The organism is Luteolibacter luteus, assembly GCF_012913485.1.
GTDB lineage: Bacteria > Verrucomicrobiota > Verrucomicrobiia > Verrucomicrobiales > Akkermansiaceae > Haloferula > Haloferula lutea.
On record NZ_CP051774.1, the window covers coordinates 1,396,322 to 1,411,457 of the forward strand.

9 protein-coding genes are annotated in these 15,136 nt (G+C 60.5%); all 9 read left to right on the forward strand.

Annotated elements, in window-relative coordinates; translation table 11 throughout:
- Window positions 1-48 precede the first annotated feature (48 nt).
- Window positions 49-1,344, forward strand: a complete 1,296-nt coding sequence (gene hisS / locus HHL09_RS05765; RefSeq protein ID WP_169453617.1) for a histidine--tRNA ligase — start codon at window positions 49-51, stop codon at window positions 1,342-1,344.
- 27 nt (window positions 1,345-1,371) lie between these two features.
- On the forward strand, window positions 1,372-1,740 hold the full coding sequence (locus HHL09_RS05770) for a GxxExxY protein (RefSeq protein WP_205760985.1): 369 nt from the start codon (window positions 1,372-1,374) through the stop codon (window positions 1,738-1,740).
- Between the two features lie 64 nt (window positions 1,741-1,804).
- A complete protein-coding gene (gene aspS / locus HHL09_RS05775) occupies window positions 1,805-3,607 on the forward strand; it encodes an aspartate--tRNA ligase (protein ID WP_169453619.1) in 1,803 nt (600 codons plus the stop codon).
- Between the two features lie 574 nt (window positions 3,608-4,181).
- Entirely contained in the window at window positions 4,182-5,057 is an 876-nt protein-coding gene (locus tag HHL09_RS05780; protein ID WP_169453620.1) for an ATP-grasp domain-containing protein, read from the forward strand.
- A gap of 519 nt (window positions 5,058-5,576) precedes the next feature.
- A complete protein-coding gene (locus tag HHL09_RS05785) occupies window positions 5,577-5,972 on the forward strand; it encodes a DUF3293 domain-containing protein (protein ID WP_169453621.1) in 396 nt (131 codons plus the stop codon).
- 105 nt (window positions 5,973-6,077) lie between these two features.
- The gene (locus tag HHL09_RS05790) at window positions 6,078-7,352 is read left to right on the forward strand and encodes a hypothetical protein (protein ID WP_169453622.1); all 1,275 of its coding nucleotides are present in this window, start codon (window positions 6,078-6,080) and stop codon (window positions 7,350-7,352) included.
- Entirely contained in the window at window positions 7,349-8,590 is a 1,242-nt protein-coding gene (locus HHL09_RS05795) for a hypothetical protein (protein WP_169453623.1), read from the forward strand. The genes HHL09_RS05790 and HHL09_RS05795 overlap by 4 nt, the downstream gene beginning before the upstream one ends.
- A 69-nt stretch (window positions 8,591-8,659) precedes the next feature.
- Complete coding sequence (locus tag HHL09_RS05800) at window positions 8,660-13,648, forward strand: DUF1800 domain-containing protein (protein ID WP_169453624.1); 4,989 nt, start codon at window positions 8,660-8,662, stop codon at window positions 13,646-13,648.
- Between the two features lie 18 nt (window positions 13,649-13,666).
- Window positions 13,667-15,133, forward strand: a complete 1,467-nt coding sequence (locus HHL09_RS05805; RefSeq protein ID WP_169453625.1) for a DUF1501 domain-containing protein — start codon at window positions 13,667-13,669, stop codon at window positions 15,131-15,133.
- Window positions 15,134-15,136 lie beyond the last annotated feature (3 nt).

The window sequence follows — 15,136 nt, forward strand, 5'->3', positions numbered from 1 at the left end:
CTCGCTACTTGCTACTTGCCTCCCGCCGTGCATCCTCCCCGCCCGCTCATGGCAGGTCCTCGTCTCCAAGCACTTCCCGGTTTCCGCGACTTTCTCCCGAAAGACACCGCGGCCCGTAACTATTTGTTTGAGACCTGGCGCTCCGTGGCTCGCCGCTACGGCTTCGTGGAATACGAGACGCCGCTACTGGAGGATACCGCCCTCTACCTGAAGAAGTCGGGTGGGGAGCTTTCCTCCCAGCTTTTCCGCTTCGAAGACCAAGGTGGCCGCGACGTGACCCTGCGCCCGGAAGTGACGCCTTCGATGGCGCGTCTGGCGGCGCAGCACCAGCGGGATTTCCCGAAGCCGCTGAAGTGGTTCGAGATCGGCCAGTGCTTCCGCTACGAGAAGCCACAGAAGGGCCGCGGCCGGGAGTTCTTCCAGTTCAATGTCGACATCGTCGGCGAGGCAGGCCCGCAGGCCGATGCCGAGCTGATCGCTTTGGCAATTGATACGATGCTCGCCTTCGGCTTCCAGAAGGGTGATTTCATCGTGCGCGTGTCCGACCGACAGGCATGGGTGGACTTCGCTACGAAGCGCGGGGTGCCAGAGGAAGGCATCACCGATTTCCTGCAAATCATCGACAAGCTGGAGCGTGAGAAGCCGGAGGTCACGGAGCAGAAGCTCGCGGCCATCGGTCTGAGCAGCGCGGAGGTAAACAACTTCATCGCGAATCCGGAAAACGCGTCGGCGTCCTTTGAAACGATCCGAGCAGAACTCACCGCACGCGGCTTGGGCGAGTACCTCTCGCTGGATCTTTCGATCGTCCGCGGCCTTGCCTATTATACCGGCGTCGTCTTCGAGGTTTTCGATTCGAAGAAGTCGATGCGTGCGGTGGCCGGTGGCGGTCGCTACGACACGCTGGTGGAAACGATTTCCGATGGTGCCGTCTCGATGCCCGCGACGGGCTTCGCGATGGGCGACTATGTGATCCGCAACTTGATCGAGGAAACCGCCCACACAGACCTGTTGATGGAGGCTTGGATGCAGCGTAATGCCGCGGCTTGTGAGGTGTATCTCGTCCTGGCGGATGACTCGAAGCGCCCCGAGGCACTGGAAATCCTCAGTGAACTCCGGAACGCCGGAATTTCCTGCGACCTGCCTTTCACCGCGGCGAAGATCAACAAGCAGTTCCAGAGCGCTGAGAAGTGCGGAGCCCGCTTCGCCCTCGTGATCGGCAGCGAGCTACCGGAGCTCAAGCTGAAGGTCCTCTCTTCCCGCATTGAGGAGCCCTGCCATGTGCTCGGCCTCGCCGACTGGCTGAAGGATCGCCTTAAGGAACCCGACGGCCCTCTCCTCGCTTGAAGGACCGGGATAGATAGGATGGATGGGATGAATCTGGAAACAGCCACAGAAACGATCATCGGGATTGGCTATGCAGTCATGAACGAAGTCGGCTGCGGACTTCGTGAGAAAGCATACGAAAATGCGATGGTCAGGGAGTTCCAGCTCCGATCAATCCCCTACGATCAGCAGAAGGCCTACCCGGTTTACTACAAGGACACTCAAGTAGACTTGCTTATCCCTGACCTCGTTGTTTTCGACAAGGTAGTCATCGACACCAAAACCATCAAATTCATCAGCGACCGGGAACTGGCTGAAATGCTGACCTACCTCAAGGTCACCAAGCTTCCCGCCGGACTAATTCTCAATTTCGGAAACCCAAAGGTGGAAGTTAAGCGAATCCATCCACTGCGCTGACAAGAAGCGCACTTCTAGACCTTCCATCCAATCCATCCTATTCATCCCGGTCCCAACTTTTGCCATGCGCACACATCACTGCAACGAACTCCGTTCCTCACATATCGGTGAAACCGCCACTTTGATTGGCTGGGTGAATACCGTGCGCGACCAAGGCGGCGTGATCTTCGTGGACCTCCGCGACCGCGAAGGCGTGACGCAGTGCGTCTTCCGCCCCGAGGAGAGCCCGGAGGCCGCTGCTGCCAGCCACAAGCTGCGCGGCGAAGACGTGGTCCAGGTGACCGGAAAGGTTTCCAAGCGCCTCGAAGGCACGATCAACGAGAAGCTCGGCACCGGCGAAATCGAACTGGTGGCCACCAGCCTCGTAGTGGTGAACAAGGCTGACGTGCTCCCCTTCCAGCTCGACAAGGAACTGTCGAACGAGGACCTGCGCATGCGCTACCGCTATCTGGACATCCGCCGCCCGCGGATCACCCACAACCTGCGCACGCGCCACCGCGTCACCAAGTCCACCCGCGACTTCCTCGACGAGCAGGGCTTCTGCGAAATCGAGACGCCGATCCTTTCCAAGTCCACGCCGGAAGGCGCGCGTGACTTCTTGGTGCCATCCCGTCTGCAACCCGGCTCTTTCTACGCACTGCCGCAGGCTCCGCAGCAGTACAAGCAGCTCTTGATGGTCGGCGGCTTGGAGAAATACTTCCAGATCGCGAAGTGCTTCCGCGACGAAGACCTGCGCGCCGATCGCCAGCCGGAGTTCACCCAGATCGATATCGAAGCGTCCTTCGTCGGCCAGGACGACATCATCAAGCTGGTCGAGGGACTGCTGGGACGGGTCTTCAAGGAAGCCCGCAACACTGAGATCCCGGCGAGCTTCGATCGCATCACCTGGCGCGAAGCGATGAACACCTACGGTTCCGACAAGCCGGACCGTCGCTTCGAAATGCACATCACCGACCTCGCCGATGTGTTCGCCAATTCCACCTTCAAGGTTTTCTCCGGCGCGCTGCAATCCGGCGGGACGGTGAAGGCAATCAATGCGAAGGGCTTCTCCAACATCACCACCGGCCAAGTGGAAGCACTCACCCAGATCGCCGTGCAAGCGGGTGCGAAGGGTCTTGCTTACATCCAGGTGCGCGGTGAAACCGTGGATACTTGGCGCTCCCCGATCACCAAGTTCCTTTCCCCGGAGGAAATCGAGGCGATGAAAGCCAAGCTCAATATCGAGCCCGGCGACCTCATCCTCTTTGGAGCCGGTGCCTGGGAGCCAACCTGCGATATCCTAGGCCGCGTACGTCTCGCCTGTGCGGACTACCAGAAGCTGCTGGAAGGAAACGAGGAGCTGAACTTCCTCTGGGTCACGGAATTCCCGCTGCTTGCCTTCGACGAGGAGACTGGCCGCTACGTCGCGGTGCACCACCCCTTCACCCGCCCGCTGAAGGAAGACGAGGAGAAGCTACTGAACGGCGAACTCTCCACCGATCTCCGTGCGCAAGCCTACGACGTGGTGCTGAACGGCACCGAACTCGGTGGCGGTTCCATCCGTATTCACGAAGCCCCGCTACAGGCCGCCATGTTCAAGGCGCTCGGCATTTCCGATGAAACTGCCGCGGAGGAATTCGGCCACATTCTCGACGCCTTCCGCTTCGGCGCTCCGCCGCACGGCGGCTTGGCCCTCGGCCTGGACCGCACCGTGATGCTGATCTGCGGCGAGCAGTCGATCCGCGAAGTCATCGCGTTCCCGAAGAACAACAAGGGCAGCGACCTGATGAGCCAGTCCCCGGCAGAAGTCGAAGCCAAGCAACTTCGCGATCTGCGCATCCAGACCGTGAAGAAGCCGGCCACCGGCACTCCCACTCCGCAGGCATAAGAACAAGTTCTACATTCACCTCGAATCTCCAGCCAGTCCTGCGCCATGCGGGACTGGCTTTTTTATTGCGGAACAAGATTGAAAATTGCCCCATGATCTTCGCTCGACTTCCAATTTTCTGGCTCGGAGCATTCGTTCTCTTGAGCCTTCTGTCCGCTTGGTCCGATTCACTCCGCCACATGCGGGAGTGGACTTGGAGCAGAAGCGGAAGTTCCGAGACAAGGATCATCCACAGAGGTGGCGAGATCTCCTTCAGCCGCCGGCATATCGAGGTGCCATTGCGAGCGGGGGAAAGATCCTTCTCCCAAACACCCTTCTACGGAGCGATCCATAGCAAAGAAAGAAGCGGAGAATTCAGGGCCGGGGTCCTCCACTACGAAATCGATTCCGTGGACGGAACGAAGCTTCACCCTCCTCTCTTCTATCAATCCCGCTCTGTCGTCTTCTCGATTCCCCACTGGCTCCTCACCGTGACCTTCTTGCCAATCTGGCTCACTGCATCCTCAAGGAAAGCGAGCATCTTCAATCACCATCACAACGACGCCCTGGACCGAACCCGCTCACCCCGGATCTCATGAACCTCCTCTTCCCCTGCGAACCCTTTTCGCCCCGACGAGTCGAGCCCGACTTCGTGAGCGAGTATGAAGCTGCCCGTTTGGCGGGCTTTCCTTGCACTCTCTACTCCCATGAGGACCTAGAGGCTGGAGACATCGTCAAAGCCCTGAAGATGCTGCCTGAGCCTGGCGAGGACCGGCGGATTCTGATGCGTGGCTGGATGGCGCCCGGCGAGCGCTATCGATTGCTCCACGCCGGACTCTCGGATCGCGGCTACCAGCCACTGACCTCTCCGGATGGCTACGATGAAGCCCACTACCTCCCGCTTGCCTACCCGATCACCGCGGGACTCACCGCCCGCAGCCAATGGATCGAGGGCGACAACGAGGACGACGCATGGCAACTTTACCAAGGCTTCCGCGGAGCCGACGCGATCATCAAGGATTGGGTGAAGTCGGCAAAGTCCCGCTGGAAAGACGCTTGCTACATTCCTGCAGGCACCAGTCGTGAACGCTTCGGAGAAATGTTCCGAATCTTCCGCCAAGAACGGGGCAAGCTTTTCAACCGCGGCGTGGTCCTGCGAGAATTCCTGCCCTTTATGGAGCGAGGCCGCGACATCCTCGGGTTGCCGATGGTCGAAGAAACCCGCCTGTTCTTCTGGCAGGGCGAGTGCCTCGTTCCAGCGGACCGGAACTCACCAGGACCGATGGACGAGATCGGACGCTGGACCACGATCGCGAGGCAATTCCTCTCTCCATTTGTCACGGTCGATGTCGCTCTTCTTGAGGACGGCAGTTGGAAGATCGTGGAGACAGGCGACGGCCAAGTATCCGGCCTTCCCCTCGGACTGGATCCGGAACGCTTCTACATGGCGCTATGGAACAAGAGCTACTGAGAACTTTTATCGGCTCCCGTAGGATCTGACTTCGTAAGGCTCGGATCCTTCATAATAGCCACGCACCAGATCGGCGACTATTGAATCTCTTCCGGTGGAGGTTCGTGGAGTTGATGATTCATCGGCCGCTCGTTTCAGCCTGAGCGTCTGAACTCTGGAGAACGCCTGAACCGCATCCGCTTCATCAGCGGTCCGGGGGTGCCGCTCCCTCCACTGCGAGCGGGGAGACTCAGAGAGACGTGATCCATACAGGCGAAAGCGGGAAATTCCGTTCGGCAAGCCACGTCGCGAGTGACATGCCCCTAGGCCGGTTGCTCCGTGGTGTCAGACCGTGATTCTGGAGCGGAAGCAAACCAGATTGATCCTCGCTACCAACTCGTATTTCTTTGGTTCCGAGGCCAATCCCGGGAAGGGAAAGAGACCCCGAACGGCTGGTCCAGGCGTTCCAAAGTGCGTCGCTAGAAGCCATGGCGCGGTCAAAAATCAGGGTTAGAGTAGGACAACACGAATTCCCAGGCCATGGTTATTCCTCAAGAATATCTTACAACCGTCTTCCAGATCCCGGGCGCATTCACCGCCTTTCCGCCGAGCTTCGCGATCATCACCGCGTGGAACCCGATGGATCGTCCTGCCACCCGGAGGGAGAATGATCTCGCCGATGAGGCGCTGCGCCGCTCTCTGGAATTACGGCAACTGCCGTACCTGCGCGTGACCGGTTGCTCGCCCGACCTTTCCCACCGCGAGCCGGGCTGGGGTGCCCGCTTGTCAAAGCCGGAGGCCATCCGACTCGGCAAGCGCTTCGGCCAACGCGCAATCTGGTGGGTTGAGAACGATGAGCTGATCCTTGTCATGTGTGAAGACGGCAATGAAACCCCGCTTGGATCCTTCCAGCTCAGGGTCCGTCGGACATCGTGAACCGGAGGAAAGCGAGCGAGCTTCTCCTCCAGTAGTGTTGGGGCCATTTCTGTCACACTGTCCCACCTGGCATCGGGACATCGTCCCTCTATCTTCGGGGGATAAATGCCCCGACCCGGAAAGCTCCTGCCTTATGCCGCCTATCCTGCGGCAGGATTGATTGTGGGTTGGGCATCGGTTGGACTGACACCTGATCCGCCCGAAACCGACAGCGTCGCGATCACCTCTCCCTCCCCTGCCCGCGAAACCCGGGAGAATTCCCCGGTCCCCACTCCGGACGAGTTGCTGGACGAGGCACGCCGGGCCCTGACTCCACCCGGGCTGCCCAAAGGCTCCAACGTTACCAAGCACGTGGCCAGTTGGACGGACGACGAGATCCGGGCCGCCTTGAATGAGGCCATGCAGGATGTCGAACTGCGATCGAGCCACCATAGTATCGCCACGGATCTACAGCGGGAATTCGCGAAGCGAAATCCGGAGCTAGCCTTCCAGTGGGCTAGCGAACAAGCACCCGAGATCCGGGGACGATTCGCGGACCTCGCTCTCACCGGACTTCTTCCGGAGAGACTGAATGAGGCGATCGCGATCGCGAAAGCCCACCCCGAGTTATTCGAGGGAATGGTCCCGAACTTCCTGGTCAAAGCCTCCATCTCCGAGGCTACCGACCGCGGACCCGCCGCTTTCATCTCGCGACTCCGGGAGTTGAAGGAAAATGAGCCGGATCGATCTTTCGATTTTCCTGGGGAGATCGCAGCCGGCTTCGACTTCGAAGCGGTCCTGACGTCCCCGGATTTCGCGGCATTGGACCTAGGGGCCATGGAGAAACCGATGATCAAGGCATGGGCGAGCCGGGATCGCGAATCCGCTTTCCGGTGGGTGCTTGAGAAACGGGGGACGGGAGCCATCATGGATCTCCGCAAGGAGACATGGGAAGCCCCCCATGCCGAAACGGTCGACACCATTCGGTGGATGGTCGGGAAAATCGAAGGGCTCAGTGCGGAACAACAGGCCGAATTCGCGAAGGCCCAGGCCGATCATCTTCCGAACGACAGCGAGAACGCGACCGTGTGGATCGAAGCGGCGAAAATACCTGCCCTGCAGGATTCCTTTCGCCATGCCGCCGTCGGCGACATCTTCTCAGATCAGGAGACCTCCGTCGAACGCGGGCTAAAAGCGGTGGCCACCCTTCCGGATCCGGAGGCTCGGCTCGCCATGTTGGAAACCTTGGATCGCCGTCCTTCGTCTTTCAACGGGCAGCTACAGCCGGGGGCGCAGAAGCTGCTCCAGACGCGGCTGGCAGAGTGGGGCGCTGCGCCAACACGCGTGAAGGCCATTCTGGAACACCTGTATGGAGACAGCGCCTTGATTCCCCAACCATGAAGGCTCTGCCACACGCCACCATCGCGCTGGCCCTCTTCGCCGGAGGTGCTTGGGGAGGCCGGGCGATCAGAACCGGAACTCCCGAAGCGCCGATCCCGTCGGCTGAAGTCCGGAAGTCGTCCGCTGCCCGTGAAGAAGAGAAAGAACCGAAGAGGAATCTGAAATCCCTGCTGGCTTCCCGACAGGCGGATGCCCGAGCACCAGGTAAACTCCGCTCTTCCTTGGAACGGGTGGACACCGCCACTCTCAAATCCATCGCCGTGGAGCAATATACCATCCTGGCAGGGATGACCGAAGGAGGAAAGAAGCGGCAACCCCACCAAGATCTCTACACTGCCGCAGTCGATGAACTGTGGCAACGCCGCGGGATCGCCGCCTTTGAGTGGGCCGATAGCTTGGAACCAAAAGAGCGGGCAACACTGACGAAAAGCCTGCTAAGACGGGCTCTCCAGGAAGACCCTGCGAGTGCCCTGCCGTGGATGAACAAGTATCACGCCGAGCACGGGAAATCCGCTACGATCAATGAATTCCTGGCTATCGCGATGAAGGGCGCCGCGGAACGCGGCGTCGACGAGGTTATCCGCGCCTATGGCATGTTTGAAGGTGCCGACCTTTCCAATCCGCTCCGAAATGCGAGCTATCCGGAAGATTTCGACTTCGCCAAGCTTCACGCGAGCTTCAGCGGCAAGCTCGGCCTGAGTGAAGCGGTGTCCCGATGGGCCATGCGTGACCGCGACGCGGCATCAGCGGCGGTGAGGGAGGGCATTCTCCAGGCCGGGAAATACGAACATTATCATTCCGAATCTCTTCACACCCTGATGGCAGCGGCCATGGCTCAGGATGGCGAAATCGCGGGGGTGGAATGGACGGTGGCACAACTCTCCTCCCTCAGTGCCCAACGGAGGAAAGAATACCTTTGGAGCCTGAGCAGACGGAACGATTTCTCCGCGGAGGGGCGTGCCGCCACCATCACCAGCCTCCCCCCAGCCGAGCGCGCCGAATATGTCCTCGGTCTGCTTAAGATCAGCAATGCCCCCTTGTCCTATGAGGCCTTGGACACACTCCCTCGAGCAGAACTCCTGAAGGTGCTGCACAAGGACATCGTGTCCTCAGGAGATAGCACGGAGGACTACTCTGGAACCGGCGGGCTCAGCGACTTGAATCGGATCCGGCAGGAGGTCCAGGAGCGCTACCAACTCACCCCGGGCGAAATTTCCAGCATCCAGGCCGGCAGGTAGGATCCGGCTTTTTGCGACGGAAACGTTGATTTGCAAAGGAAGCTAATTTGTGGAGGATCGCCCGCGGCTATGTCCCGGCCGCCTCGACACCTCTTTCTGGTACCGATCCTCGCTTGCCTCGCGGATCAGGCTTTCGCCACGGCTTTCAGCACGGTCTGGCAGCTTGGCAATGACGACGAGAACCTCTCGCCGTTCTCCCAAGAAAGTTTCGGCCCGAACAATCCCCCGGGGTCTGGGACGGCGAAGGATGATGACTACTACCTCGCCGGAACCTATGCGGGCGTGGGCACGGTGAGCACGGAGAACATCGCGAACTTCGAGCGCGCCATTACCGAGGGCGATGTCCGGAACCGGGTCCATTTCCAGCTCACGGCAGCGCAGGCTGCTGCCACATCCCGCCTGCGCGTCACGGTGGATCTCCGTAGCGGCGGAGCTTGGGTGAACGGGATCGGTTCAATCCCCGGTTTTTCCACCCACCATGTAAGCATCACCTTCAACGGCCAGCCAGTCGGCGTCCGGAACAACATCACATGGGATAGCACCCTGAGCTTCACCCTGCCGGCGTCCGCGGTGAATGCCGTGGCCGGTGCGAATGTGCTGCAGGTCGAGCGGACCGGCGGTGGAACTGGCGGCTACATCGGCTTCGATTACCTGAAACTGGAGGCCGATCCTGATAGCCTCACTGATGCTGATAACGATGGCATGCCGCTGTGGTTCGAGGATGCCTACGGCTTCAGCGATGCCTCGGCCGCGGATGCTGCGCCGGATCCCGATGGCGATGGACTGACCAACGTCCAGGAATTCCAAGCCGGGACGAATCCGACCGATCCGGACAGCGACAACGACGGCTTGTTCGACGGCGCGGAGACCGCCACCAATCCCCTGCTCCATGACACCGATGGCGATGGTATCGCGGATGGAGCGGAAACGACGACGAATCCCGCGCTCGCAGATACCGATGGCGATGGCCATCCGGACAAGATCGAGTTGGAGCAGGGAAGCAATCCGGCTTCCGCGGCTTCGGTCCCTTTTGATTTCCCAGGTGCGATCGGGCTGCAATTCATCCCGGAGTCATTCACCTCCGCGGCCCTGCCCGAGGGTGAGGCTGCCGGCTACTTCCGCTTGCCGAAGTGGAATGTCTCGCCCGGACTTCCCCAGTGGAGGGAATCCGGCACCAGCCTCAGCGGCAGCATGAGCGCTCTGAAGAACCATCGCGGCCAGAGCACCACTGCCAATGCCACGTGGACTTATCACTTTGCCAGCCAGGGCCTGCACAAGGGGCCGGGTGACGAGCGGCTTTTCGCGGGGATGATCCGCAGCGAGAACAACGGGAGCACGGTCACCCCTGCCACGATATCGCTCACCGGTATCCCCTACGCGACCTATGACCTGCTGCTCTATGTCGGCTACGTCTATCCATCGGATCGGGCGAATGGTGCTTATTCCGGTTATGCGCAGCTGAATGGGAATGCCGCGACGCAGCGGCACTTCTACAGCTCGTCCGCCCCGCCCTTCCACGGCTTCACGGAGATAACCGGGACTTCTCAGGCCACGCGGACGCACGGTAATTTCGTTCGTTATCGGGGACTGAGCGGAGCCACCCAGACGGTAAGCGTCACCTCATCGCTGACGACCCCGGTTTGCATCCACGGGATCCAGATCATCGATAGCGGCACGGATACCGATGGCGACGGGATGAAGGATGCGACAGAGATCGAGCATCGCTTCAATCCCTTGGTGGCGGACGCAAGTACGGATGCCGACAACGACGGGATGACCAACCAGGCGGAGCTCTCCGCCGGGTGCGATCCCCACGACCCCGATACCGACAAGGACGGCTTGGCCGATGGCGCGGAGGCCGCACATGGAACTTCACCGCTCGATCCTGATAGCGACAACGACACGCTGACCGATGGCAGCGAGGTCGAGGGAAGACCTTTCACCTCCCTCCCCAACGACGCCGATAGCGACAACGACAACTATTCCGATGCGGTAGAGCGGCTCTACGGATCGAATCCGATGTCGGCTACCAATTTCCCGCCCTCCTGCCCGGTATGGGATGCGGCCACCAACACCTGGCGATGGCGGATCGATAATATCCGGCTGCTTTGGAATCACCCGCAGTCGATGCTCGGCGCCCTGCCGACCGATGAGGCCATGCTCTGCGAGGCCGTCGCCCAGATCGACGCCGGGGGCTGGAGCAAGGAGGTAGGGATCGGCCTGCGCTACATCAACGGAAAGCTGACGCACCGCTTCCGCTGCATCGAAGGCGTCTTCCATGTTGCCGGACAAAACAACTCCGGTTTCTGGGACGGTGATTGGAACGCCGCAACGGACCAGACGAAGAACTATGGCTTCAGCGGATTCGGTGCAGCGGACGATTCGAAGCCGCTGCGGATGGAATTCGCTGCGGTACGCGCGGCGAACGGCAGCAATTCATGGACGCTGAATTTCCTGCTCGCGGACCTCAGCAATCCAAACGCCCCGGTGACACTGGCTTCCAAGACCTGGGCCAACGCCGTCGCAACCGAGGCATCCCTGATGAACGGGACCACGAACTGGACCAATGCCACCGGAGTCGAAGATGCCTTCGACGTTCGGATCGAGCCCGGTGTCACCGCCTTCATCACACCGGACCCGGTGGGCACGCCCGACGGCGATAGCGACGGAATGCCGGATGCCTGGGAAACGGCCCACGGCTTTAACCCCGCGAGTGCCAGCGACGCGTCACAGGATGCGGACAGCGATGGCCTGAGCAATCTTCGCGAGTATCTGGCCGGCACGAATCCCCGCGAAAGCGATAGCGACCACGATGGCGCCAACGACGGGCTGGAACTCGACAACAACGCGAATCCCCTTTCCGCCTCCAGCAAACCGGCGGGCTTCGAGTTCACCGGTAACATCGCGGATCTGGATGGAGACGGGCTTTCCGATGCCTGGATGCTCTGGTCCGGCGCGACCGCTCGCTTGCCGGGCGCGGACGATGATGGCGATGGGATGAGCAATCTGGAAGAAAGCCAGGCAGGGACGGATCCGGATGATGCGGCATCCCACCTCGAGCTCTGGGCCTCACCGACCGGGGATGGCCTCGCGTTGGCATGGACGGATCTTCCTTACAAGGCCCATGGAGTCGAACGGAGTAACGCGCTTGCCTCTTGGCAGCCTGTGACAGGATTACCTGCGCCGAGTGTTTCCGGAGGTCTGCGCCGGATCACGATTCCCTCCGCCAGCTTGAACCCGGGAGCAGATTACTACCGCGCCACGGTGAATCCCATCGACAGCGATGGCGATGGTGTCGAGGACTGGGTCGAAGCGAAGGTACTGGGATCATCTCCGAGCTCCGGCAGCTCTATGGGGCAGACGATTACGCGGGCCAATGGCCAGCCGCTTTCCGGTGACGCCGTGGCCTTGATCGAGCGAGTGCAAGGTTCTGCCGCAAACGGAGGCAGTCCCGGCTCTTCCTCTGCGGGCACCCCTTCGGCGGTGAATGCCTCCCGCTTTCTCATGCAGTCGACCTTCGGCCCCGTGCCGGAAGAGATCGAGCAGGTCCGTTCTCTTGGCTACCAAGGCTGGATCGACCAGCAAATCTCGCTGCCGCCTTCCTACCTCTCGCCCTACATCCAGCAGATCAAGGCTGATGCCAGAGGCCATCACATCGATCCGACTTACAATTACAACGAGCTCGATAACTTCATCTTCGGCAACAATGTCACGACTCCCTTCGCCCGCAATGCGATCGGTGCTCCGGACCAACTGAGGCAGCGCGTGGCTTTCGCACTCTCCCAGATCTGCGTGGTTTCCCGCCGCGATGCAAATCTGGAGGAGAAGCCGGAGGCGATGGCGAACTACTACGACATGCTGACCCGCCATGCGCTCGGCAACTATGGCGAGTTGCTGCTCGACGTGGCGATGCATCCGGCGATGGGCTGGTACCTCAGCCACGCGGGAAACCAGAAGGCCGACCCTTCGATCCCCCGCTATCCGGACGAGAACTTCGCGCGCGAGCTCATGCAGCTCTTCAGCATCGGCCTGTGGGAGCTGAATCCCGATGGCAGCCGCAAGCTGAACGGTCATGACGAACCGATCCCGACCTACGACAATGGCGACATCACGGAGATGGCACGAGTCTTCACCGGGCTCTACTTCGCCGCACCCTATGGATGGGGAGGCGGCGGATGGGAAGACGAACACTTCACAAAGCCGATGGTGATGTATGCGGATCGCCACGACTTCGGGATGAAGCGGATCCCCGGTGGATTCGTCGTTCCTGCGCGTGATCCTTCACCGGAGAACGGATTGCAGGACGTCCGTGATGCCGTGGACGCGATCTTCCGCCATCCGAACACCCCCGTTTTCGTCAGCCGGCAGCTGATCCAATTCCTGATCACGGACAATCCCTCACCCGCCTACATCCAGAGGATCCAAAATGTCTTCGTGAATGATGGCAGCGGTCAGCGCGGAAACTTGGCAGCGGTGGTGAAGGCCATCTTGCTGGATCCGGAAGCACGTTCGCAGCCCATGTCCGCGAGCTACGGCAAGCTGCGGGAACCGGTAATCCGGACAATGCACCTCGGTCGTCTGGGACATCTCACGGAATCGCACCCGGAATTCGTGTGGTGGAATTGGCAGGAGAACTACTACGGCTACACCAAGCAGGAGCCGATGAATTCGCCGAGCGTGTTCAACTTCTACACGCCGGTTTATCAGGCGCCAGGAGACATCCGGAATGGTGGCCTTGTCAGTCCGGGCTTCCAGATCGTGGATACATACTCCGCCATCTCCTTTCCGAACCTGATGTGGAAGTATCTCCACGAAGGCTTCAACTCGGGATGGGAGTGGAGGTTCCCAATGGATTTCCTGGATGCGCTGCTGGTGGCGGACAATCCGGTCTCTCTCGTCGATCACGTGAACCTTCTGGTTTGCGCCGGATCCATGACCAACCGCACCCGCGGGATCATCCTGCAGCAGATCTCGAACACCGCCCTCACGCCGAAGGATCGCGTCGCACTGGCCCTCTGGCTGGCGATGAGCAGTCCTGAAGGCGCGACCCAACGCTGACCCGTTCCTTTCCATCTCATGCGCTCACGCCGAAAGTTCCTCGGAGAAGCCAGTTGTGCCGCGATCGGTTCGACCTCGGTGCTTTCCACGCTGCTAAACCTGACGATGGCGAATCACGCCGCAGCACAGGGCGGCTTCGGCGGGCAGAGGAAGTCGCTGGTATGCGTGTTCCTTTCCGGAGGCTGCGACACCTTCAACCTGCTGATCCCGAAGGATGCGAAGTATGCGGAGTACGCGGCTTCGCGCTCGAACCTCGCGATCCCCCTCAGCGATCCCGATCCGACCAAGAGGCTCATTCCTCTGACGGACACCAACTTCGGCCTGCACCCTTCCTGCACGAAGCTCGCGGAGATGTTCAATGGCACGGGCGCCTTTTCCGGCAAGAAACGCGTCTCTTTTGTTGCCAACGTGGGGACGCTTATCGAGCCGATCACGAACAAGGCACAGTTCCTGAATGGAAGCGTGGCCTTGCCCAAGGCGCTCTTCTCCCATCGCGACCAGATCGAGCAGTGGCAGACCTCCGTCCCGCAGGGGATGAGCGTGCTTACCGGCTGGGGTGGACGCGCGGCGGACGTGATTCATTCGACACTGAATACCGAGCAAACGGGAAGCTACTACATGCCGATGAACTTCTCCGTGGCGGGAAACTCGGCCTTCCAGATCGGAGAGAGCCAAGGGCAGTTCGTGATCACCGGTGGCGGTGCTTTGAGCTTTACCGGCTCCGGCGGCGCCTCCCCCACGCTTCAGGCGAAGGACCAAGGAATCCGCAACCTCATCGGCAGCCCGATCGAGGAGCACTATAGCAGTCTCTTCCACCGCACGCACGGGCGCATCACCTCGAACAGCATCGAGCGGGGCGTGGAATTCCAACAGCAATTCTCAGCCCCGGGGACCTTGAATGGGCAGAACGTGGATAGCGTGGTGGCAAACGCCCCTTTCCCGAACCATTGGATCTCCGCGCAGTTCCGGGCGGCGGTGAAGACGATCGCGATCCGCCAGCAACTGAAGCTGGCACGCCAGACCCTCTTCATCGAGTTCGGCGGCTGGGATCACCATGCGGAACTGCTGGAGAATCACCGCGACATGCTGCTGGTGCTGGATGGGGCTCTCTATGCCTTCCAGACCTGCCTCGAGACCTTGGGCCTCGCCAATGACGTGATCACATTCACCTGCTCCGACTTTGGCAGGACCCTGCGCTCGAATGGACAAGGAACCGACCATGCGTGGTCCGGCAATCAACTGGTGATGGGCGGACCCGTGAAGGGCGGCACGGTGAAGGGCAGCTATCCTTCTCTGGTGATCGATGGGCCGGATGATGTCGGCCGCGGCGGGCGGATCTTCCCGAAGGTTTCAGCAGACCAGTATTTCTGCGAGATGCTACGGTGGTTCGGAGTGACTCCCGCCGACATGGATCAGGTGTTGCCGAACATCGGGAACTTCTACGATCCCAATAGCTCGACGAATCCGGTGGGATTCCTGCTATAGCTC

What these genes read in the sequence shown, in the direction of transcription:
- HHL09_RS05790 (WP_169453622.1), top strand. Translation starts at nt 6,078, where the DNA reads ATGCCCCGACCCGGAAAGCTCCTGCCTTATGCCGCCTATCCTGCGGCA.
- HHL09_RS05805 (WP_169453625.1), top strand. Translation starts at nt 13,667, where the DNA reads ATGCGCTCACGCCGAAAGTTCCTCGGAGAAGCCAGTTGTGCCGCGATC.
- HHL09_RS05800 (WP_169453624.1), top strand. Translation starts at nt 8,660, where the DNA reads ATGTCCCGGCCGCCTCGACACCTCTTTCTGGTACCGATCCTCGCTTGC.
- HHL09_RS05770 (WP_205760985.1), top strand. Translation starts at nt 1,372, where the DNA reads ATGAATCTGGAAACAGCCACAGAAACGATCATCGGGATTGGCTATGCA.
- aspS (WP_169453619.1), top strand. Translation starts at nt 1,805, where the DNA reads ATGCGCACACATCACTGCAACGAACTCCGTTCCTCACATATCGGTGAA.
- HHL09_RS05795 (WP_169453623.1), top strand. Translation starts at nt 7,349, where the DNA reads ATGAAGGCTCTGCCACACGCCACCATCGCGCTGGCCCTCTTCGCCGGA.
- HHL09_RS05785 (WP_169453621.1), top strand. Translation starts at nt 5,577, where the DNA reads ATGGTTATTCCTCAAGAATATCTTACAACCGTCTTCCAGATCCCGGGC.
- hisS (WP_169453617.1), top strand. Translation starts at nt 49, where the DNA reads ATGGCAGGTCCTCGTCTCCAAGCACTTCCCGGTTTCCGCGACTTTCTC.
- HHL09_RS05780 (WP_169453620.1), top strand. Translation starts at nt 4,182, where the DNA reads ATGAACCTCCTCTTCCCCTGCGAACCCTTTTCGCCCCGACGAGTCGAG.